This is a genomic window from Dysgonomonas sp. 37-18, assembly GCF_001899125.1.
Lineage (GTDB): Bacteria > Bacteroidota > Bacteroidia > Bacteroidales > Dysgonomonadaceae > Dysgonomonas.
This window is the reverse complement of sequence record NZ_MKVC01000033.1, coordinates 35217-56299: the sequence shown is the minus strand read 5'-3', so window position 1 is coordinate 56299 and position 21083 is coordinate 35217. Positions and strand designations below refer to the sequence as shown.

The window sequence follows — 21083 nt, the reverse complement described above, 5'->3', positions numbered from 1 at the left end:
CATTTTAATTAAATGAAAGTAATATCATATAATGTAAACGGCATACGTGCTGCTGTAAATAAAGGTCTTTATCAATGGCTTGAACAAGAGTCTCCTGATATTTTATGCTTACAGGAAATAAAGGCTACGGAAGATCAGATCGATGTATTGACTATCCAATCATTGGGGTATAATTACTATTTTCATCCTGCCGAAAAAAAAGGATATAGCGGAGTTGGTATCTTGACCAAACGTATGCCTGATTTGGTGAAAATAGGAATGGGGATTCCTGACTATGATAGAGAAGGGCGTGTGTTACGTGCCGACTATGGAGATGTCACTGTGATTTGTGTTTATATACCCTCCGGTACAATGGGGGATATTCGTCAGGATATAAAAATGAAATTTCTGGCCGATTTTACACATTTTATAAACGATTTACGTAAAGAAAGACCCGAACTCATTATCTGCGGAGATTACAATATCTGTCATAAACCTATCGATATTAATCACCCTGAACGACATACCAAAAGCTCGGGATTTTTACCTGAAGAGCGTCAGTGGTTTGATGAGTTTATAGATACAGGACTTATTGATACTTTTCGAGTGTATGATCAAAGTCCCGAAAAGTATAGTTGGTGGAGTTATAGGGCAGGAGCCAGAGGTAAAAATTTAGGGTGGCGTATAGACTATCATGTTATTACGGAAGAAGCTCGTCCACGACTTAATAATGCAGCAATTCTGAGCGAAATAAACTTTTCTGACCATTGTCCAGTTGTAGTAGAAATGAGTTTCTAGGAATAAAAACCCTACTCATTTGAAATATGGGAACTATTAGTTTGTTAAATAGTTTAATTTATTAGAAAAGAAACATTATAGATTTAATAAATAACTAATAGCCTGTTAAAAACGGGCTATTTTTGTGTTTTATTTACTATTTTTGCATTCGAAAGCCATGGTGGCTTGAACATATATCAGATCTTAGTGTTAAATGGATAGCTGTAACTAAGATTTTTATTTTAAACAACATATAATAATAATGGCAAATTTATTAAACATAAAGAACTTACATGCCAATGTTGAAGGCAAAGAAATATTAAGGGGATTAGATCTTGTTGTAAATGAGGGAGAAATTCATGCAATAATGGGGCCTAATGGTGCCGGAAAAAGTACCCTTGCTTCGGTTTTGGTCGGTAATCCCAATTTTGAGGTAACAGAGGGCGAAGTAACTTTCAGAGAACATGATCTTTTGGAAATGGATCCTGAAGATAGAGCTCGTGAAGGGTTGTTCCTCAGTTTTCAATACCCTGTAGAAATACCGGGGGTAAGTATGACAAACTTTATGCGTGCTTCTTTAAACGAAATTCGTAAGCATAAAGGTGAGGAGCCTATCTCAGCTTCAGACTTTTTGAAAATGATGCGTGAAAAGCGTCAATTAGTTGAGCTAGACAAAGACCTTGCGGGACGTTCGGTGAACGAAGGTTTCTCGGGAGGAGAGAAAAAACGTAACGAGATTTTCCAAATGGCTATGTTAGAGCCGAAGTTGGCAATACTTGATGAGACAGATTCAGGGCTTGATATCGATGCCTTGCGTATTGTTGCAGCCGGTGTAAACAAGTTGAGGAGCAAGGATAATGCTACAGTTGTTATTACCCACTATCAACGTTTACTAGACTATATTAAGCCTGACTATGTTCACGTATTATACAAAGGACGTATAGTAAAAAGCGCAGGAGCTGAATTGGCTCTGGAATTGGAAGAAAGAGGATACGATTGGATTATTAAAGATTTTGAAGAATGATAGAAAATCAATATATAGACATATTTACCCAGTATAGAGATAAGATTGATGCAAAGTCTTTATCCGGGATGAATAGTCTTCGAGATAAAGCACTAAATATTTTTAAAGAACAGGGATTCCCCACCAAGAAGATGGAGGATTATCTCTATCTGGACGTTGCAGCGGAATTTTTACCTGACTTTGCTCTCAATATTAACAGGTTGCCATTCACAGGGAACCCATATGTTGCTTTTAGGTGTGAAATTCCTAATTTGACTACAAATCTTTACTTTGTTCTCAATGATATATTTCATGAAGAACATAAGCCAAAGGTAAATTATCCGAGCGGGGTATTTGTTGGTAGTTTCAAACATTTTGCAGAAGAAAAGCCCGAGGTGTTTTCTAAATATTATGGGCAGATAGCAGAGATGGATAAAAACGGAATTGTCGCATTCAATACAATGTTTGCTCAAGATGGTTTTATTATTTATGTACCTAAGGGTGTTGTTGTAGAAGAGCCTATTCAGCTGATCAATATATTGAAGAGTGAATTTAATAGTCTTGTCAATCGCCGTATTCTGATTATAGCCGAGGATGATGCTCAGGTGAAATTACTTATTTGTGATCATACTGTAGATGAATCTCAGTTTTTAGCAACGCAGGTTACCGAAATTTTTGCCGGACGTAATGCTCTTGTGGATTATTACGACTTGGAAGAAAACTCAGATAAAGTAACCCGTTTGACAAATACATTTGTTCATCAGCTCGAAGCATCAAATGTATTGATCAATAATATGACTTTCAATACGGGCGTTAGCCGTAATAACTATAATGTAAAACTATCCGGACAGCATGCCGAAGCTTATGTGTGTGGTATGGTTATAGCGGATAAGCATCAGTATGTAGACAATTTTGCTTTTCTGGATCATCTTGTGCCACACTGTACGAGTACGCAGTTGTTCAAATATGTGTTGCAAGACGAAGCTACAGGTGCTTTCTGTGGACGTATACGAGTTGAAAAAGATGCACAGAAAACATTGGCATATCAGTCGAATAATAACTTATGTATTTCTCCAAATGCTCATATGTATTCCAAGCCACAATTGGAGATTTATGCCGATGATGTAAAATGTTCGCACGGGTTAACTACAGGACAGTTAGATGAAGAGGCTCTGTTTTATCTTCGCTCACGTGGTCTCTCTAAGGAATCTGCACGTTTGATGCTAATGCAAGCTTTTGCTGCGGGAGTACTAGAACATGTTCGTATCGACCGCCTGAAAGAAAGACTACTGGATTTGGTCGAAAAACGTTTCAAGGGAGAATCTGCTCGTTGCGGAAATTGTGCAGTATGTAAATGATAAATGAAACATAGTTTTCGGTTGCAGAATATCATTATGCTGCCAACTGCTGACTATTGACAGTGAAAAAATGAATATAGAAGAAATAAGATCAGATTTTCCTATTCTATCTACTACGGTTTATGGTAAACCTCTTATTTATCTGGATAATGGGGCTACTACCGAAAAACCAAAATGTGTGGTAGAGGAAATGATGAAAATATATTACACCACGAACGCTAATGTGCATCGTGGTGTACATTATTTAAGCCAGCAAGCTACAGATCTGGCTGAAGAATCGAGAGTGGTGGTGCAACAATTCATCAACGCTAAACATAGCCACGAGATCATTTTTACAAGAGGCACTACAGAGTCGATAAATCTTGTTGCTCATAGTTTTTGCCGCCAATTTTGCAATGAGGGTGACGAAATTATTATTTCGGCAATGGAACATCATGCTAATATTGTATCGTGGCAATTGCAAGAGCCAATACGAGGAATCAAGCTTAAAGTAATTCCTATCAACGATAAGGGGGAATTGATGTTGGACGAAATGGAGAAACTTATTTCGCCAAAAACACGTCTGATATCAGTTACACATGTCTCTAATGTATTGGGTACTGTAAATCCTGTTGATCAAATAACAGAAATTGCTCACAAACATAATATTCCTGTGCTTATAGATGCGGCTCAATCGGTTCAGCATATGACGCTGGATGTACAAAAGCTGGACTGTGATTTTCTTGTTTTCTCAGGACATAAGGTTTATGGCCCGAATGGAGTAGGTGTTTTGTATGGTAAAGAAAAATGGCTGAATCAGATGCCGCCTTATCAGGGTGGGGGTGAAATGATAAAAACGGTTTCCTTTAAAGAGACTACATTCAACGAGTTACCATTCAAGTTTGAGGCCGGAACCCCTGATTATCCGGGAGTGATAGCGTTGGCCACAGCATTGAAATACATAAAAAATATTGGGCTTGACTCAATAAAAGCATACGAAGATGAGTTATTAAGATATTGTACTGATGAATTACTGAAAATAGAAGGTTTACGAATATATGGAACTTCGGATAAGAAAAGCAGCGTAATCTCGTTTTTGGTAGATAATATTCATCATTACGATATGGGAATGCTTTTAGATAAAATGGGAATAGCCGTTCGTACAGGTCATCACTGCGCTCAACCTCTTATGGGTGAGTTGGGTGTGGATGGTACAGTGAGAGCTTCATTGGCATTCTACAATACAAAAGAAGAGATTGATCAGTTGGTAATAGGGGTAAAAAAGGTTGCTTCGATGTTTCGCTAAACTGATCGTGAATCTCAAAAAAATATAATTGTAAAAGTTTATTTTTAAATTATAAAAGCTTTGTGTAAATTTGCAAACTAATTTTTGAGTAGAATGAAGATACGAATCCTGTGTACCTTATTATTAGCAATGCTGCTTGCATCATGCGGCGAATATAATAAAATATTGAAAAGCCGTGATGCCGAGTTAAAGTATGAATATGCTAAGAAATACTTCGATCAAAAGAAATATGGAAGAACAATCACCTTGTTAGATGAGATTTTATCTGCATATACAGGGTCTTCCAAAGAGCAGGAAATATTGTATCTGTTGGCTCAGGCCTATTTCTATGATAAAGATTATACAACAGCTACCCAGTACTATACGAGATATTATAATAAGTTTCCGAAGGGAGAATTTACCGAGTTGGCACGATTCAATTCTGCTTACGGATTGTATCTCGACTCTCCGGATGCGAGGTTAGACCAAACAAGCACCTTTAAAGGGATTCAGGAATTTCAGAACTTTTTGGAATATTTTCCTCAAAGCGAAAAGGCTCCCGAAGCTCAGGATTTGATGTTTAAACTTCAAGAGAAGTTAGCATACAAAGAATTTCTGGCCGCACGCTTATATTACAACTTGGGGCTTTATAATAGAGAGAACTATTACGAATCTTGCGTAGTAACTGCTCGTGAGGCTTTAAAATCTTATCCTTTTTCTGAATTTACCGAGGAATTCCAGATTTTGATTGTTAGAGCTAGATTTGAACAAGCCGTTTATAGTGTTGAAGAAAAGAAGCCTGTACGTTACAGAGATTTGATGGACGAACACTTCAATTATAAGAATATGTTCCCTAATGGTAAGTACACCAAAGAAAGTGAACGTTACTATCGTGCAGCCTTAAAAGCATTAGGTCAGGAAGTAGATGATGCAACAAACGAAGCTGTTCAACAAGAATTGAAGAAATAAATAATCGAAAAAAACAATATAATTATATTTTAAAATCATTATGGATTATAGAAAAACAAATGCAGCAAGCAATACTATTACCAGAGATATGATGTCTTTGTCAGAAGACACCGGTAATGTATACGAAACTGTTAGAATTATCGCTAAGCGTTCTAACCAGATTTCTGTTGAAATGAAACAGGATTTGGATAAGAAACTACAGGAATTTGCTTCATATAACGATAATCTGGAAGAAGTTTTCGAAAATAGAGAACAAATAGAAATCTCTCGTTACTACGAAAAACTTCCTAAGCCAACGCTTATCGCTGCTCAAGAGTATACAGAAGGAAAACTTTATTACAGAAATCCTAGTAAGGATAAAGATAATTTCTAATATAGAATGATACAGCGTATACAGTCGATTTTTCTCCTTCTTACAACGATATTGATGGGGGCTACTTTTGTGATTCCATCACTTGAAATAACGAGTGAAGGTCTTAAATTTTCAAGTATATTGTTTAATTCTTTGGGAATATTTGATAACTCAATATCTTATCATGCTTGGGGAGCGGCTATCTTTTGTGCTCTATCTGCTATCGTAGCTTTTCTAAATATATTTTTATATAAAAAAAGAAAGTTACAAATAAAATTGGGATTATTTACGGCTTTGTTGATAGCTATATATTATGTGACTGCCGCGTTTTATGTAAATGCATTCTTGGATAAGATTACTCCAGGATATTCCTTAAATATTCAACTTGGAATTATTTTCCCTGTATTAGCTCTGATCTTTGATTTACTTGCTGTTTCACGTATAAAGAAAGACGAAAAGCTTGTAAAATCTTTAGACCGCATACGATAAGCTGCGACATTTATTTGAAGTAAGCATACATATTCGTTTTTTGATATCAATTACGGATATAAGTAATATAAGAGTTTTACATTTACACCCTTTTTCCTAAAGCCCCTTAAGCGGGGTATCTAAATAGGAAAAAGGGTGTAATGATATTATAAATGCAGTGGAATTCTTCAATCTTCAGTATTGCCTGTAATATCATAAATCTCTTTAATCTTATCAAGTTCGCCGTCCATATCGAAGAAAAGATCATGAAGTTGAGCATCCTTGATATCAAATACCCATCCCGCAACTTTAGGATATCCTTTTTCGTAATAAGACTTTTGTACTTCTCCCATTTTAATTATGTTACGGCATTGTTCATATGTGTTAAGTTCTACAAGGCGCCTATGTCTGGCTCCGATATCATCAATAGCAGCCAGTTCCTCTTTATGTAGATGGTAAACATCTCGTATACTTCGCAGCCAAGGGTTAAGTATCCCATAGTCTGACTTTTTCATCGCCGCTTCTATTCCTCCACATCCATAGTGACCACAAACAATAATAAATTTAACTTTTAGGTATTCAACTCCGTAGTTGATAACGGAAAGAGCACTTAGGTCAGTGGCTATAACCATGTTTGCAATATTACGATGGATAAAAACCTCTCCTGGCTTTAATCCCATAACCTGATTGGGATGCACTCTGCTATCCGAACATCCGATATATAGAAAATCTGGATGTTGGTCTGCTGCTAATAACTTAAATAGTCCGGGGTTGTCTATCTTATTTTTCTCTATCCATTTATTATTAGCCTCAAATATTCGATTATATTTTTCTTGATCAGACATGTATTCGTTTTTAGTTTGTATCCAAAGATAATATTTATTATTTTTTATTCTTATTTTTGAGGTAGCTGACCTTGAGATTATTCAAAGATATTCGAAGAACTACAGAGCAGGGAATGTTTATAATACCCTTTAATTATACTTCGGTATGATTCGCATAGCCAAAGTCGATAGAGTTTAATCTATGTAAATTTCATAAATTCCGAAACTTTTAAATCTAAACATTGTTGGAGCGTTCTACAGTATAACTCATTTTTTATTCATGCCTATTATCTATCCGTTTATTAGGTAAATCCGTTATTCATCAATATTATTTTTCATTTGGATAAAAGCTACTATACGTTTGTGGTATAATAAATATAGATACTGACAAATTTAATCCTTAATAGGATAGGAGATTATAGTATAAAGAACTGATGATTAGAAACTAAAACAATGATATGCTTCGGTATATTTATAAGTCCCTATTTATTATTAATTTAAATCTGAAGAATTATGTCAATAATCAAAGATGCAATCAAAAGTTTTGACTCCGCGGATGCAAAATTCGAAGAGCAAAAAGAAGCTGTAAAAGCCCTGGAACAGTTAGGAAGTGCGAAAGCCGATATTTTTATTCGGGATATTGAGAAAAGCCTTCTTACTGCCGGTGAAGAAAAAAGTAACAAGACGGTTCCTATCACATATATGGTAGGTAGTAAAAAAGAAGTTCGTGCGTTTTCGTCGAGTGAAGCCGGAAATATAGGCAATGTAGTTACTTCCAGCCTCACCGCATTTCTGAGTGGTGATAAGCAGAATATAATCAATGGAATTGGCAATCTAGCCAGCAGTGCTCTTAATATTTTTTTAGGAGAGGGAGAAGCGTCGTCTGATACGATCGAAATGTATTATGTAGCTACTGATGGATTATCACCGGTTAGAGTGGATATGAAGGCTTGGTACCAAAGCGTAACAGCTAAATCCATTACAACAAAAATGGAACGTGTAGTTGCCGTAGTAGCTACTAAATCGGTAATTGATGTTAATCGCATCGATCTAGGAACTTTCCTTTATCTGTACCAAGGACAATTTGATGCCAGTAAAATGACGATGAAAGAATTATCAGCGGCAATCGAAGCTGCCGCTGATGTTTACAATACGTTTGTAGAACGCTCTGTGAAAAAAGGAACTCTCAGCCAACAAAGGGCAAATACGCCTGAGGACGATAAGGAAGCTTATTTGCAAACATTAGGTAAACCAACCAAGGCTGAAGATATCCCAATCAAATTTGAGGATAATAGACCAACCAATTAACCTCAAAGAAGGAATAAATCAGCGAATCCTCTTTTATCTTTTTTATAGAAAGAAAAAGATAGAAGAGGATTTATAAAAACAATTCTATTATGGTTAAAATTTACAGTCTTTTCATTGCTTTATTGATGTCCATTGGATTGGCTCATGAAATACCAGTCGGTTATGATGATAGTATATATCCTGTAACATCTCTGAAAGCACAGAAGATAAATTCAATAGGCGAATTTCACGGATTAGTTATACTTGTCGAATTTTCTGATACTCATTTTACTATACCCGCACCTAAGGATAGCTTTAGCTCTCTGTTAAATGCTGAAGGTTATAATTATCAGGGAGCTAAAGGGAGTGTAAGAGATTATTTTATTACAAATTCTGACAGCCTGTTTTTTCCCAATTTTAATGTTATAGGACCTATTCGGTTACCAAAACCGATGGCATATTATGGTCAAAACGGTGATAACCAAGAAGAAATTCATGCGGCAGAGATGGTAATTGAAGCTTGTTTACAAGCTTCAACCGAGATTGATTTTTCTAAATACGACAGTAATAATGATATGTTGGTAGATATGGTATATATATTTTTTGCTTCGTATTGTGAGAATGAAAATCCAAACAAGAGGGAATATATATGGGCACATGCCGGAAATATTATAGATTCATGTTTGACCATATCCAATAAGACTATAGGACGCTATGCATGTTCATCCGAGTACATCGGAAAGGATCATGATCCAGATCCTCTAATGGCCACTATTGGTACTTTTTGTCATGAATTTAGCCATGTACTTGGACTACCCGATTTTTATAACACATCGTCTGGTAGTGGTCTTACTTTAGGAAGTATGAGTATTATGGACAGAGGTAACTATCTCGATAAGGGGCGTTGTCCTGCGGGATATTCGGCTTTTGAAAAAGAATATGCTCAATGGATGAATATTCCTGTTCTTGAACCGATTGATACGATTGTTTCTATAAATTTAAATCCGGTAAGCTCTTACTCGTCCGCAACACCCATATTATGTGCTTTTAAGATCGTAATACCTGATACGAAAGAATATTTTTATTTTGAGAATCGTCAGGCTGAAGGATGGGATCGATATTTACCTGGAACAGGACTATTGATTTATCATGTAGATATGTCCGATGAAGAAGCGTGGGATATGAATATGGTTAATACGAAGTCTTCCCATCCCTATTATCAACTGATACGTTCAGGCTTCTATTCTATGATAGATTACCGATATATTCCTTTTCCAGGACAAGATAATAAGACGATGTTTTTGCCTCCCCTTATATGGGATGGGAGAACCGCAGGTTTTGAATTACAAGATATTAAAGAAGAAGAAAACTGTATAGAGTTGAACCTTCTTTGGAAGAAGTAAGATATATAAGAATCAGAAAAGCCAAGTAATATTAAAGAATTATTAATCATTAAAAATTAAGCTTATGTCAATTCGTCCATTAACTAAAACGACAGCTGATGCCTTATGTACAATAATTACAATAGGCTTCATTGAAGATCAAGCACAAATTGGAAATGTAGATGATGGTTTATGTACAGATTTCGAATACGAATTGAGCGGAAATCAACAGCAGCAACAGGAGGTTATTCGAGAACATGAAGAATTCCGTCAGTTAATATTAAGAGATGCTGGAGTCAATGTAAAATTCATTCCAACGGTTCCGGCTCGTTATCAACCTTATATTTTAGCAAAACCACTTAATCAGGATCAAATACATGATACGACCATTATCAATGCATATGATCAAACAGAAGCATTTTGGGATGCAATGGAGGCAGATGCAAATATAACTAAACCTCGTGGTGCATACATCGGCGGATTTATACGTACGGGAGGCTTTAATATAATAGGACCTTCTAGGCTCTCAATTTATATGCCTTCATACAGAATGAATGTCACCGATGATGTTTATCAAGAATATGATGGAATAGCAGTAGAAGTTATGAATGCTTCGAACAGCGTTGCTAGAGCACAAAGAGCGCAGCCAGCTAATATTATTTATGTTCCGAGCGAACTAACACCTCAGGGAGGGATGCAGAGAGATCATCTTTTTGGTTGTGTTCATGGTATGATACAAGCAATGCTATCATATCCAAATCTTGAAAATGAACAAGCTCATATCGAGTATTCTCTGGGACCGGGAACAACAAAGGTGGCTTCATGTATACCATGTAGTATCTTTATGAGTGCAAATGGAATGCCGGCCACAGCTACTCATTTGGGACGAGGTGACTTTTGGAATTTTCCTCAGGATGTAGATCTGAATGATGATATGCGAGTAAGATGGCGTAGGAAAATTTCCACATACTTCTTTCGGGGATATAAAGCTCTTGGGGAAAGAATGAACTCTAATCCAAATTTGCAAATTTTCAGAAATGTTGAAGATCATGGGCTAGGTGGGGACCCTTTTAATGAGGAAACGCTATCTCAGCTTTATCTCGAAGCTTTGACTTTTCCTGATAAATTTACAACAAAAATCATTAATACATTACGGTAATATTTTTATAATTAGAGCCTTAAGGGCGTAATTTGTTTGAGACTAATAATAATGTAATGTGAACATGTGGGCATCGGTTGTAATAGAAGTAGCCCCTCATGTCAAATTATTGACTCTTACTTCAAATACAACCGGTGTTTATCTATTTATCTATAGAATTATCACTGTACATTTCTTAACTTTCTTTTCTTATAGACTGTTTTTTGAGAAATTTATATTTCTTTATCCTTTTAATTAACAAATTACCAAAAAAAATTGTTCTAATAATTATATTTTGTTTCGATTCTATCCAGATTTGCGTAAGTATCCATCCATGTTAATACAGTCAAAAATGATTTTTCATCTGGTTTAGATGTTTAGAATATAGTAATCAGAGAGTGTTTCTATATAATGAAACAGTGTTCTAATTGGCTGATTATGGGATAATCATTTGTAAGGATCTTTTTTGAGATCCTTTTTAAATGGTCAATATCGCTCTATTTCTTAATATAACTAATACTGATTATGAGAAATATTGACAATGAAGTTTTATATATTATTCCTGCTTTGTTTGTACGTACTGGTAAAACTGTGAAGTATATACCTTTCGATCAGATTCTTTATCTGAAAGCCGAAGGCAGTTACACAACCGTTGTTTTTTGCAATCAAACTAAAGAACACTTATCCTCCCTAACATTAGGACAGATAGAACAAAAAATGAAATGTCCTTTTATTCCAAGGGTTCACCGTTCGTATATGGTTAATCTTAAGCAAGTAACAGGTTTGGTCGGCAATGCTATAAAGGTAGGTAAAGAAATAATTCCTATTGGCAGAAGTTACAGGTACGTTCTGGAGAGTTTTATCATTATATAGGCGCTTCATTAGATATAAAATGGCACATATTGATGTTAAATATCTATCTGTTAACGAAATATGGTAAGGAAAACGGTGCAAGACAGAAAAATATAAGCAATACTAGAACACCGTACTTTGGCTTCTTCCTAGAATAAAGATACCCGAACCTCCCTCTGAGATACATTTCAGATTCGGCTTTAGTAATTCCCTTTCCGATTGGGACAACCCGGTAAAACCGACTCAAGATATTTTAAGCAAGAAATACGGTTTTAACGATAAGCTTATAGAAAGGCTATTGTTGAAACAGAGATTGTGAAAAAAGGAACGGAGTATATTGAGTTTGAAATACGGACTTTAGAATAAATAATCCTGCCAGAATTATCATTGGTAGGATTTATTTGTATTACGTTATTAATCTTCGGAATTTAAATCCGAAGAGACGATAAGAATTTTATAGGGAATTATAAATCCTTAATTATAAGTCTTCGGATTACAAATCCGAAGGGGCGATAGATCATTCTTTTGACATTTCTTCCAAATAATAAGTTGAATTAGGAATACTATCTGAAAATATATTTTCTATATCATATTTTCCGATTTCAGAACCTAATTCTTTTGATTTTAATAAATAGTATAAAGCTAAACATTTAGTCTTATTATCTAATTTTTCAATCCAATTATAACCCTCAAAGTGAGTCAAAATCCAGTAGACATCATAATACGCTTGTGAATAACGGTTCTTATTTGCCATTTCTAAAGCAACAAATAGAATTTCATCCATGTTCCCATATATTCCATGATATTGCGTCAGCTTTAAATATGCATTTGTATCATTTAAATTTATAGCTTTATCTATCAAGTCAATATGATCTTTATCACTCATTTTTGGAAAATCAGAAGCTGATATTTTTTCCTTTTCATTACATGAAACTAATAAAAATGATAATGTTATAATAATAAAATACAATTTCATAGACTTTTATTTTGATTTTTCTTTCTTCTTCTTTCTTTCTTCTTCTATTTTTTCTTTTTCTACTTTTGTAAAATTTTCAGGATATGGTATTTTCGCTATTTCTTTTCCATTCTTATAAATGACAATACCTCCATCTTCATTCTCATTTAAAACTCCTGTTGTTTCTCCAGATTCCACTTCATATACATATTGTCCATCAAAGCCAACAACAATAACATTTGGATACTCTTTTGATATTTGTTTCGCTATGGGATTATTCGTACCCTTTCTTATATGGACATTTTCTCCGCTACCTGAAACAAAATCTCCTTCTGTTGCTGAATTGCATGTATATAAATATAAGGTCACTGGTTCTCCTTTTTCCATGGCTTTTTTCCATGCTGGGCTTTCTTTACTTAAAGCTTCATTAATACTTTTAGGATTTCCCAATCTTGTACCTTTATTATAAATCGAAGTCGGTGTTCCATGCCCAAACACATAAAATCGATTATCTCCTCTTTTATATTCAATATGCTTAGGAGGCATACTCTTTGCATTTTTCTCTGATGGAAGAAACCAAACAATAGGGTCTTCCAATTCCTTTCCTGTAGGATTCACATATTTCAAAGGATTATTCGCCACATACGTATACGGACTAATATTATAATACTTCTCCGCCAACGGATCCACACTCGTAAATCTACCTACTGCACTTTCATAATATCTTGCCGAGTAGTCATACAGATTCTCTCTCCGTACCTCCAAAAAATAAAAAACTCCGAAAGTGTTATAAATAAACGACTTCGGAGTTTTTCTTGAGGTTCCTGGCGGAGCTTTTAACTGTTTAGTAAATAGCTGAAGATAAAAGGAATACTCAATGTTTTCGTTTTCTTTAGTCTAACAATTGTACAACTATAAATTAAAATTAAATTTATTTATTAGTACCTATTATACTTTTGGATTCGTAGTGTTTTATCTTATCATTTAATTCCCGTATGTCCCTTTTTATAGATTCTGTTACAGGAATGTTATGTTTATCTATGAAAGAAGAAAGCTTTTGCAGTTCTTCCTGTGCCTGTCCTTTTTTGATGCTGTAATAATAAGCCGAAGTAAAATTGAACTCGTCTTTAGTCATTAACAGCTTGGATATATCTTTTGGGTTTGTATTGTTCGTCAGTTCTATTTTTCTTTCAAGGATAGCCGATATATACTCCAAATCTTCGCCTGTGGGAACATATTGTTTATCCAATATGTCAAAATAAGTATTGAACTTTTGTTCGTTATTATTCCATTCCAATTTGATAAGCCCGAAGCCGTGTATAGAGTATGCCAATACTTTTTTTATCAGCCCAGAAAATTCTTCTTTTTTGATCCTTACATATTGGTTGGTATCTCCCGAATGGGAATCAAAAAAATAAGCGGGTTCTACCTTGAAATAGTCCGCTATGGTGAGCAAGGTATCTATTTTAGTAGAATTGGCTTTGATAAGCTTATGAAGGCTTTGCTCGGTCATTCCCAAGTCTGATGCTGCCTGCTTCATGCTCACACCTTTTTTTTCGCACAATTCACGTATTTTAAACAAATAGACCATAATAGTTTAATTATTTATAAAAGCTAAACTATTTGTTTAGTGCTGTGTTTTTATTCGTAATTTAGTGCTTCAAATGTACGAAATATAATTTAGTATATACAGTTATTCTATTTTTAACTATTTATTTTTTATCGCTTATGGATACAGTTATCGTCACAACGGAATCGTCCCTTGAAAAGATTATTGAAAGAGTTTTTGACCAGAAAATACCCAAATCTGCTGAATCGGAAGTAGAAAGAACATTCAGCATTAACCAAGTAGCCAAGATGCTGAAACGTTCTCATAAGAAAATATCGGATCTGGTAGCAGGGGGTATTTTAAAATGCACACCCGACAGGAGGGTATATGAAAGCTCTCTCAGGGAGTATAACAATAAGTAGAGCATCCAAGATTAAGATAGATACAACAAATAGTTGGAATCTATGAAGTCCTTTTTCATCCACCACATGGGAAAGTACCCGTAACACGCCATCCGAGTCGGGTGGCGTTATTTTTTAAGCTCGGCTCGTTTAATCGACTTAGTCAAGTGTGTAAACTTACCGATACATAATTCAAACCCGGATTAGAAGAAATTCCACCTGGAAGCAATGACATAATATCCTGCAAACTTGTTGCCTGTATATGATCGATAGCATTCCGCGACACTTTAGATGCAGTAGATTGCTGTGCATTTGTATTTTCAGCAACAACAGTAACTGTTACTAATTTAAAATTCTCAGGTTGCATAACGTACGATAGATCTAAATCTTTATTTACATCAATTGTCTCTTCAATTGTTACCATTCCCAGATAACGAACTGTCATTTTCACTTTTCCTGACGGAATATTCGTTAAGACAAAGAGTCCGTCCTTATCCGTAACCGTACCTACTGCATAATCAGGAATAGCAACTGTGGCTGCTTGTAATGAAATTTTTCCATCTGAGCTTTTCTCATAAATCTTACCTGTTATCTTATAGCTTGCCCCACTTTTACTTCCTTGTGCGATCAAAGAAGAGCTTGCCAATATGACAAAGAGAACAAAACATATATATTTTATCATATTCTTAAATTAATTTAAAATGAGCGATCTTTATGTAGGAAGATGCAAAATTACAAGTACATCTACTTTATCGAAATACCTATATATTGGTATTTTATACGTTGCTTCTACCTAATAATCCTGATATAAAAGCTATGGAAAATAAAGATAAATTGGAAGCAAAGGTTCTTCGTGGGAGACCCAGGAAGAAAAAAAAGAAACTTTCCTGTTCGATTAACCTCAAGCTGAGCGAAAAGGATTTTAATTCCGTGAAAGAGAAAGCGGAAAGGTTAGGAATGAAAGCGACACAATATGCACGGGAGATGGTACTAAAGGGAAGTGTAAAATTACGATATACGCTTGAAGATCTGGATCTGATACGAAAACTCTCGGGAATGGCGAATAACCTGAACCAGTTAGTGAAAACCATCAAATTTTTAACTGTAAAGCGGCTCGAAAAGATGGCTGTTCCATTACTGGAGTCGATCCAAAATATCATAAACAAGCTGTCGGATGATTGGAAAAATAGTAAAAGGACGAAGTTTTAAGGGTTGCATCTCGTATGTTTTAGGCAATAAGGATGCTAAGATTTTGGCGAGTGAAGGTGTATTGGAAACTGATACCAAATCCATTATTAACAGCTTTTATATGCAGAGCCTGCTCAATCCGAAGCTATCTAAATGTGTCGGGCATATCCCCTTGGCATTTTCTCCCGATGACAAAGAGCGGATGGCAGACCAGTTTATGGAACGATTGGCAAAGGAGTATATGAAGTTGATGGGCATAGAGAATACGCAATATATCATAGCTCACCATAGAAATACCTCCCATCCGCATTGCCATATAGTGTTCAATCGGGTGGATAACGATGGTAAAACCATTTCGGATAAGAACGACCAATACCGAAATGAAAAGGTCTGCAAGCAGCTAAAGGATAAATACAGCCTCACGTACGGCAAGGGCAAAGAGAATGTCAACGTACAGAAACTAAAGGGAGCGGAGCAAACCAAATACGAAATTTACCATACGATTAAAGATGTACTTCCTAAAGCCAAGAACTGGCAAGAGTTTGAACAGGTACCAAAAAACAGGGAATATCCATCGAGTATAAACGTAAAGGACAGACTAATGAGGTACAGGGGATTTCATTCAAAAAAAGAGAGCATTCGTTCAAGGGTTCAGAGATAGACAGGAAGTTTAGCCATTCAAAACTGGATGCACAGCTAACTGAGAATAACCATTCTCAGGAACAGCAACAATATGAACAACAGCAAGTAACCCCGCCGAAAGAGGCAGGAGCTAGCTTGATAGAGAATGCTGTATCAGGAGTAGTTGATATTGCATCGGGTATAGGCGGTTTATTCGAGATTCAGCCGTCTAATTACGATATGAACGAAGCAGAAGCCTTGTTGCGGAAAAAGAAAAAGAGGAGAATCAAGAGACCAAGACTTTAAAAATAAATTATTAACAACTTAAAAATAGAAAAATATGGCACAGTCAGTATCAAACGATGCACTTTGGGAGAAACTTTCAGAGGTCGATAAGAAATTGGAAAAGCTCTCCGAATAAAAGCCAATATGAAAGGTTTACGGGTTATGGCAGATGTAAAAGAGCCGATGATCTACCATTCCGGGAGACACAGAGAAAACTTTTATCGACTATTAATAAGTAGAGTATATAGACCTCGTTTTGGAATAGGTAACGATTTAGAAACGAGCAATCTTCTATATTCTACTTTATTTTACATACAAAGAGCAACTAAATTATCAGTCAAAGATAAAAAAAATATTCAACTTGTGGGGGGACCGTTATCTATTTATTTAGGGCAAACGCATCAAAACTTTAGTAGTTGTATAAGGTATTGATTATTGAGAGCAGCTTTGAGTTGTCTTTTCTTTAAACTAATTTTATCATTTTGCACTGCAATTATTTGTAGTGCTATTTTTCTAATGGTTGACAAATTCTCTGGAGCTCTTACAAATTTTGCCGAATTCCGTTATTTCTCTATTGCGGGAGGACGGATTCTTGACCTGATGAAAGAGTCAGAGATGCAAGGCTCGGAGGCTGCTCCGGAGAGTGGTGATATCAGATTGGAACATGTTTCGTTCGGATATGGGTATAAAGAAGTCTTACGCGACATATCGGTTCCTATGAAACAAGGTTCTTTAACGGCGTTGGTAGGCCCGTCAGGAAGTGGGAAAAGTAGCCTGATGAAAATTTGTGCACGCTTTTATAATCCATAGAGAGGGAAGGCTTTTTTCAATGGAGCAGATATGGGCTGAATAGATCCGGAAGCTTTAATGAAACATATCTCAATGGTATTTCAGAATGTGTATCTATTTGAAGATACGATTAAAAACAATATTGGTTTTGGCAAATCGGGTGCTACAGAAGAGGAGATTGTTCTGGCAGCAAAGAAAGCTTGTTGCCACGATTTTATTATGCGCCTGCCCAAAGGATATGATACGATAGTGGGAGAAGGAAGGTGCACTTTATCGGGAGGTGAGAAGCAGCGTGTTTCCATTGTGCGGGCTATCCTGAAAAATGCACCGGTAGTATTGCTCGATGAGGCTACGGCTTCGCTCGATCCTGAAAATGAGATAGACGTACAGAAAGCTATTAACAGCCTGATTGCAGGACGTACAGTTATTGTAATTGCCCATCGTCTGAAAACCATCAAAAGTGCTGATACTATAATTGTAATGGAAGAAGGTCGTATTGTGGAACAGCTCACATGAGGAACTGATCTCTAAGAATGGTCTCTATTACAAGCTATGGACAATACAGGAAAAAACACTAGGGTGGAAATTGTAGCTGGAAATATTTTTTCTCTGAAAATATATTGTTATGAGAGGGTTGTCTTTGAATGCCATTACACTATCTTTCCAGGTACCACTTATATGTATTTGTTTCGTTTATATTATATATTGCTTTTTGCTTATTGAAATCCAGCTTGTGTTCGATTTTTCAAATGTCTTTTCAATTAAGTTTGAAAAACTCGTTTTTTTGATGCTAAGCTAATTCCGGAGAGAAATTTGATTCATGATTTTGATTCGTGAATGTTTTTCTCTAGTCCATCCTTACCTACACAAGAAATTAAAGTTAATCTTTTGGAGACTTATATAATTATATATTCAAATTATTATCTTTACTCTTATTTTTGAATTTAATGGTTCATAAATGCGAAAGATACTTCTACTAGCACTAATACTATCTCTATTCTTGTCGAAAATAAATGTGTTTGCTCAGATAAATGATCAATCTCATTATTCGGGCCTGACATTTATTGCCCACACTAAAAATCAGGATGAACGTACAGGGTTAAATCTGACGACAAAGAGAGCTATGAAATATTCGGAAGAAGGGTTCTCTTTAGAATTTGACTTGAAGTTGAGAGAAGAACTTCATACTTATGGCTATGTTTGTCGTATTGTCTCAAATAATTCGGAAAGTTTTGATATTATCTCTCACTTGTTGGAGTCAAATCTGAGATTTTTACTGACAAAAGCAGATAAGGTCATTGAAACGTCATCTATCCGTGACTCTATCGGAATAGTTAAAGATAAGTGGCTTAAGGTAAAGTTATCTTTTAACAAGGAGAATATTAAAATTCTGATTGATAATAATGAACAAACTATAGAACAACCGTTAATTAATTTTGCCGATATAAAAATATATTTCGGGGCAAATAAGGATACTCATTTTTATACGAATGATGTACCTCCTATGACGATCCGGAATATTGTAATCAGAGATAGTAAGAATGTAGTAAAACACAAATGGGAACTCTCTACACATAATAGAAATGAAGTATATGATGAAATAACGAAAGAGCAGGCAATTGCTGATAACCCCATTTGGGAAATAGATAAACATACCCAATGGAGTAAAGTTGCATCTTTTACCTTAAATACCAACGGCACAAATGTTAATCCTCTTCCTCAGCTAGCTTATGATTCGATCCTGGGAAGAGTTTTTATTGTTACACGAGACAGAATATATACATATCATATAGATAATAAGCAGACAGATACTATAAAACCTCAAAGAGGATATCCTTATTTCAGAGTAGGTTCTTCGAGTCAATTGGTGTTTGATAGTAAACATAATAAACTCATTTCTTATAACCCGGATTTACCAAAACTGAATTTTTATGATTTCGAAAAAAATGAGTGGAGCGAACAATCTATTGTAGAGATAGATACCCGGCAGCATCACAATAGATTTATAGATTGTAAGAATGATCGGTTGGTTGTTTTCGGAGGATATGGAATTCATCGATACAATGCACAATTATCCATGATAGGGATTAATGATACTGCAAAATGGCATATAGAATCCCTTGATTCTGTTGTCCAGCCCCGCTATCTGAGTGCTCTATGTAACCTTGACGAGAAGAACTTCCTGGTTTTAGGTGGATATGGAAGCGTATCTGGAAAGCAAGAAGAATCCCCGAGGAATTATTACGATCTCTATAAAATAAACATCAACACAAAAGAATATATTCGCCTGTGGTCTTTTCTTAACGATAAGAATCATTACACGTTTAGTAATTCTATGGTCGCCGACATTGACGCAAACAAAATATATGCTCTGACATATAATAATGACAGATATTATTCGGCTCTGTATTTATCTGCTTTTGATATAAATACAGAAAATCCGTCGATGCAGGTACTGAGTGATTCTATCAAATATAATTTTCTGGATATTAAGTCTTATTGTGATTTATTCTTATATAGAAAGACGTCTTCACTCTATGCATTAGTGCAACAGGAACTTGCATCAGGAGAATCTACTGTTATAGAAATATATTCATTGGCATTTCCTCCTTTATCCAAAGACTATATTCATACTTATGAAGCGTCTAAAAAAGGTAGTAATTCTCCAGTCTTTTCGCTTGTTATAGTTATTGCTATTATTTCTGTTTTATTTATAGTCATATTTTATTATAGAAAAAAGAGAATGGGAGAGGTGGCGGTACCAGAAGAGGATATAGACTATCAACATAGACCGAGAAAAGAGAGATCAAGTGTAATGTTTCAAAAATCAGCTGTTTATCTCTTGGGCGGCTTCCGCATATATGATAGAAATGGCGAGAATATTACCGGTGAATTTTCACCTACTATCAAGCAAATAATGGTTTATCTTCTTTTAAATTCCATTAAGAATGACAAAGGTACCACTTCTCAGAGATTGGATGAAACCTTTTGGTTTGGTATGGATAAAGATAGTGCGTCGAATAATAGACGTGTAAATATAAGGAAGCTCAGACTGTTGTTGCAGGACATTGGTAATATTGAGATAATTAATAAAAATAGTTATTGGTATCTGAGCATAGGAGATAATACAACTTGTGATTATAGTGAAATTTCTCTGCTTCTGGATCAGTTACAGAAGAATCCTTTTGATAAGGGTATAATTAGCCAAATTGTAGACATTGCATCTTCCGGACCTTTACTACCTAATATAAATACAGAATGGGCAGATGATTTTAAATCAGAATTCTCTACTAAATTGGTAAATGCATTACTCGAAGTAATTAATGGGCATGAGATGGCAGATAATCCTAAATTGTTACTTAAAATATCAGATGTTATACTTATCCATGATAATATAGATGAAGATGCTATCCGCATTAAATGTAAAGTCCTGTACCAGATGAAACAAAAAGGATTATCGAAGCAAAGCTATGATAAATTCTGTGAAGACTATGTACGCTTGCTGAATACAAAACCGGACTTCTCTTATGAAGATATTATAAGCAGTTTAACGAAGAATTAATGAGAGATTAATGGTGTTTCTCTTATTGTCTAATCAAAGAATCGATACATTTTTAATTATTTTTTTTTCGTTGGCTATTA

At 35.3% G+C, this 21083-nt stretch carries 21 protein-coding genes and 1 pseudogene; 17 read left to right on the top strand and 5 right to left on the bottom strand.

The window, feature by feature from the left end; all coding sequences use genetic code 11:
- Window positions 1-12: 12 nt before the first annotated feature.
- The 7 genes from BGO84_RS13285 (at window position 13) to BGO84_RS13255 (ending at window position 6191) form a co-directional block, all read left to right on the top strand.
- Complete coding sequence (locus tag BGO84_RS13285) at window positions 13-777, top strand: exodeoxyribonuclease III (RefSeq protein ID WP_291029837.1); 765 nt, start codon at window positions 13-15, stop codon at window positions 775-777.
- 241 nt (window positions 778-1018) lie between these two features.
- Window positions 1019-1780 carry a Fe-S cluster assembly ATPase SufC gene (sufC, locus tag BGO84_RS13280; RefSeq protein ID WP_135107189.1) on the top strand — a complete coding sequence of 254 codons (762 nt, stop codon included), beginning with the start codon at window positions 1019-1021 and terminating at the stop codon, window positions 1778-1780.
- Window positions 1777-3117, top strand: a complete 1341-nt coding sequence (gene sufD, locus BGO84_RS13275) for a Fe-S cluster assembly protein SufD (protein ID WP_291029834.1) — start codon at window positions 1777-1779, stop codon at window positions 3115-3117. Before sufC ends, sufD begins: the two co-directional genes overlap by 4 nt.
- Window positions 3118-3187: 70 nt before the next feature.
- Window positions 3188-4402: a cysteine desulfurase gene (locus BGO84_RS13270; RefSeq protein ID WP_291029832.1), complete on the top strand. Its 1215-nt coding sequence runs from the start codon at window positions 3188-3190 to the stop codon at window positions 4400-4402.
- A gap of 93 nt (window positions 4403-4495) precedes the next feature.
- Entirely contained in the window at window positions 4496-5350 is an 855-nt protein-coding gene (gene bamD / locus BGO84_RS13265; RefSeq protein ID WP_135107178.1) for an outer membrane protein assembly factor BamD, read from the top strand.
- A gap of 40 nt (window positions 5351-5390) precedes the next feature.
- Entirely contained in the window at window positions 5391-5723 is a 333-nt protein-coding gene (locus BGO84_RS13260) for a DNA-directed RNA polymerase subunit omega (protein WP_006844092.1), read from the top strand.
- Between the two features lie 6 nt (window positions 5724-5729).
- Complete coding sequence (locus BGO84_RS13255) at window positions 5730-6191, top strand: DUF4293 domain-containing protein (protein ID WP_291029830.1); 462 nt, start codon at window positions 5730-5732, stop codon at window positions 6189-6191.
- A gap of 167 nt (window positions 6192-6358) precedes the next feature.
- Here BGO84_RS13255 and BGO84_RS13250 read toward each other — a convergent pair whose 3' ends face one another.
- On the bottom strand, window positions 6359-7015 hold the full coding sequence (locus tag BGO84_RS13250; RefSeq protein WP_135107174.1) for a carbonic anhydrase: 657 nt from the start codon (window positions 7013-7015) through the stop codon (window positions 6359-6361).
- A 492-nt stretch (window positions 7016-7507) separates the two neighbouring features.
- Here BGO84_RS13250 and BGO84_RS13245 point away from each other — a divergent pair, with 492 nt between their 5' ends.
- From BGO84_RS13245 to BGO84_RS13230, 4 genes are all read left to right on the top strand, one after another.
- Complete coding sequence (locus BGO84_RS13245; RefSeq protein WP_291029828.1) at window positions 7508-8302, top strand: hypothetical protein; 795 nt, start codon at window positions 7508-7510, stop codon at window positions 8300-8302.
- Window positions 8303-8391: 89 nt separating this feature from the next.
- Window positions 8392-9684: a M6 family metalloprotease domain-containing protein gene (locus BGO84_RS13240; RefSeq protein ID WP_291029826.1), complete on the top strand. Its 1293-nt coding sequence runs from the start codon at window positions 8392-8394 to the stop codon at window positions 9682-9684.
- Between the two features lie 64 nt (window positions 9685-9748).
- On the top strand, window positions 9749-10822 hold the full coding sequence (locus BGO84_RS13235; RefSeq protein ID WP_291029824.1) for a hypothetical protein: 1074 nt from the start codon (window positions 9749-9751) through the stop codon (window positions 10820-10822).
- Between the two features lie 504 nt (window positions 10823-11326).
- Window positions 11327-11674: a LytTR family DNA-binding domain-containing protein gene (locus BGO84_RS13230; RefSeq protein WP_291029822.1), complete on the top strand. Its 348-nt coding sequence runs from the start codon at window positions 11327-11329 to the stop codon at window positions 11672-11674.
- Between the two features lie 496 nt (window positions 11675-12170).
- Here BGO84_RS13230 and BGO84_RS13225 read toward each other — a convergent pair whose 3' ends face one another.
- The 3 genes from BGO84_RS13225 to BGO84_RS13215 all read right to left on the bottom strand — a co-directional run bounded on the left by BGO84_RS13225 (window position 12171) and on the right by BGO84_RS13215 (window position 14199).
- A complete protein-coding gene (locus BGO84_RS13225) occupies window positions 12171-12629 on the bottom strand; it encodes a hypothetical protein (protein WP_291029820.1) in 459 nt (152 codons plus the stop codon).
- A gap of 6 nt (window positions 12630-12635) precedes the next feature.
- Window positions 12636-13373 carry an RHS repeat-associated core domain-containing protein gene (locus tag BGO84_RS13220; RefSeq protein ID WP_291029818.1) on the bottom strand — a complete coding sequence of 246 codons (738 nt, stop codon included), beginning with the start codon at window positions 13371-13373 and terminating at the stop codon, window positions 12636-12638.
- Window positions 13374-13539: 166 nt separating this feature from the next.
- On the bottom strand, window positions 13540-14199 hold the full coding sequence (locus tag BGO84_RS13215; RefSeq protein ID WP_291029816.1) for a helix-turn-helix transcriptional regulator: 660 nt from the start codon (window positions 14197-14199) through the stop codon (window positions 13540-13542).
- Window positions 14200-14336: 137 nt separating this feature from the next.
- Here BGO84_RS13215 and BGO84_RS13210 point away from each other — a divergent pair, with 137 nt between their 5' ends.
- On the top strand, window positions 14337-14579 hold the full coding sequence (locus tag BGO84_RS13210) for a hypothetical protein (protein ID WP_135107486.1): 243 nt from the start codon (window positions 14337-14339) through the stop codon (window positions 14577-14579).
- A 142-nt stretch (window positions 14580-14721) separates the two neighbouring features.
- Here the strand turns inward: BGO84_RS13210 and BGO84_RS13205 are convergent, their stop codons facing one another.
- Window positions 14722-15240, bottom strand: a complete 519-nt coding sequence (locus BGO84_RS13205; RefSeq protein ID WP_291029814.1) for a carboxypeptidase-like regulatory domain-containing protein — start codon at window positions 15238-15240, stop codon at window positions 14722-14724.
- 134 nt (window positions 15241-15374) lie between these two features.
- On the opposite strand from BGO84_RS13205, the gene BGO84_RS13200 reads away from it, so the two are divergent.
- The 5 genes and pseudogenes from BGO84_RS13200 (at window position 15375) to BGO84_RS13180 (ending at window position 21003) form a co-directional block, all read left to right on the top strand.
- Window positions 15375-15767: a plasmid mobilization relaxosome protein MobC gene (locus tag BGO84_RS13200; RefSeq protein ID WP_291029813.1), complete on the top strand. Its 393-nt coding sequence runs from the start codon at window positions 15375-15377 to the stop codon at window positions 15765-15767.
- The gene (locus BGO84_RS13195; RefSeq protein WP_291029811.1) at window positions 15733-16407 is read left to right on the top strand and encodes a relaxase/mobilization nuclease domain-containing protein; all 675 of its coding nucleotides are present in this window, start codon (window positions 15733-15735) and stop codon (window positions 16405-16407) included. The genes BGO84_RS13200 and BGO84_RS13195 overlap by 35 nt, the downstream gene beginning before the upstream one ends.
- A gap of 116 nt (window positions 16408-16523) precedes the next feature.
- Window positions 16524-16673: a hypothetical protein gene (locus tag BGO84_RS13190; protein WP_291029809.1), complete on the top strand. Its 150-nt coding sequence runs from the start codon at window positions 16524-16526 to the stop codon at window positions 16671-16673.
- A gap of 510 nt (window positions 16674-17183) precedes the next feature.
- Window positions 17184-18033, top strand: a pseudogene (locus tag BGO84_RS13185) (ATP-binding cassette domain-containing protein); the annotation flags it as partial.
- 366 nt (window positions 18034-18399) lie between these two features.
- Window positions 18400-21003: a hypothetical protein gene (locus BGO84_RS13180; protein WP_291029807.1), complete on the top strand. Its 2604-nt coding sequence runs from the start codon at window positions 18400-18402 to the stop codon at window positions 21001-21003.
- Window positions 21004-21083: the final 80 nt, after the last annotated feature.

Excerpts from the sequence above, each read along its gene's own strand:
- BGO84_RS13285 (WP_291029837.1), top strand. The coding sequence starts at position 13 with ATGAAAGTAATATCATATAATGTAAACGGCATACGTGCTGCTGTAAAT.
- sufC (WP_135107189.1), top strand. The coding sequence starts at position 1,019 with ATGGCAAATTTATTAAACATAAAGAACTTACATGCCAATGTTGAAGGC.
- sufD (WP_291029834.1), top strand. The coding sequence starts at position 1,777 with ATGATAGAAAATCAATATATAGACATATTTACCCAGTATAGAGATAAG.
- BGO84_RS13270 (WP_291029832.1), top strand. The coding sequence starts at position 3,188 with ATGAATATAGAAGAAATAAGATCAGATTTTCCTATTCTATCTACTACG.
- bamD (WP_135107178.1), top strand. The coding sequence starts at position 4,496 with ATGAAGATACGAATCCTGTGTACCTTATTATTAGCAATGCTGCTTGCA.
- BGO84_RS13260 (WP_006844092.1), top strand. The coding sequence starts at position 5,391 with ATGGATTATAGAAAAACAAATGCAGCAAGCAATACTATTACCAGAGAT.
- BGO84_RS13255 (WP_291029830.1), top strand. The coding sequence starts at position 5,730 with ATGATACAGCGTATACAGTCGATTTTTCTCCTTCTTACAACGATATTG.
- BGO84_RS13250 (WP_135107174.1), bottom strand. The coding sequence starts at position 7,015 with ATGTCTGATCAAGAAAAATATAATCGAATATTTGAGGCTAATAATAAA.
- BGO84_RS13245 (WP_291029828.1), top strand. The coding sequence starts at position 7,508 with ATGTCAATAATCAAAGATGCAATCAAAAGTTTTGACTCCGCGGATGCA.
- BGO84_RS13240 (WP_291029826.1), top strand. The coding sequence starts at position 8,392 with ATGGTTAAAATTTACAGTCTTTTCATTGCTTTATTGATGTCCATTGGA.
- BGO84_RS13235 (WP_291029824.1), top strand. The coding sequence starts at position 9,749 with ATGTCAATTCGTCCATTAACTAAAACGACAGCTGATGCCTTATGTACA.
- BGO84_RS13230 (WP_291029822.1), top strand. The coding sequence starts at position 11,327 with ATGAGAAATATTGACAATGAAGTTTTATATATTATTCCTGCTTTGTTT.
- BGO84_RS13225 (WP_291029820.1), bottom strand. The coding sequence starts at position 12,629 with ATGAAATTGTATTTTATTATTATAACATTATCATTTTTATTAGTTTCA.
- BGO84_RS13215 (WP_291029816.1), bottom strand. The coding sequence starts at position 14,199 with ATGGTCTATTTGTTTAAAATACGTGAATTGTGCGAAAAAAAAGGTGTG.
- BGO84_RS13210 (WP_135107486.1), top strand. The coding sequence starts at position 14,337 with ATGGATACAGTTATCGTCACAACGGAATCGTCCCTTGAAAAGATTATT.
- BGO84_RS13205 (WP_291029814.1), bottom strand. The coding sequence starts at position 15,240 with ATGATAAAATATATATGTTTTGTTCTCTTTGTCATATTGGCAAGCTCT.
- BGO84_RS13200 (WP_291029813.1), top strand. The coding sequence starts at position 15,375 with ATGGAAAATAAAGATAAATTGGAAGCAAAGGTTCTTCGTGGGAGACCC.
- BGO84_RS13195 (WP_291029811.1), top strand. The coding sequence starts at position 15,733 with ATGATTGGAAAAATAGTAAAAGGACGAAGTTTTAAGGGTTGCATCTCG.
- BGO84_RS13180 (WP_291029807.1), top strand. The coding sequence starts at position 18,400 with ATGCGAAAGATACTTCTACTAGCACTAATACTATCTCTATTCTTGTCG.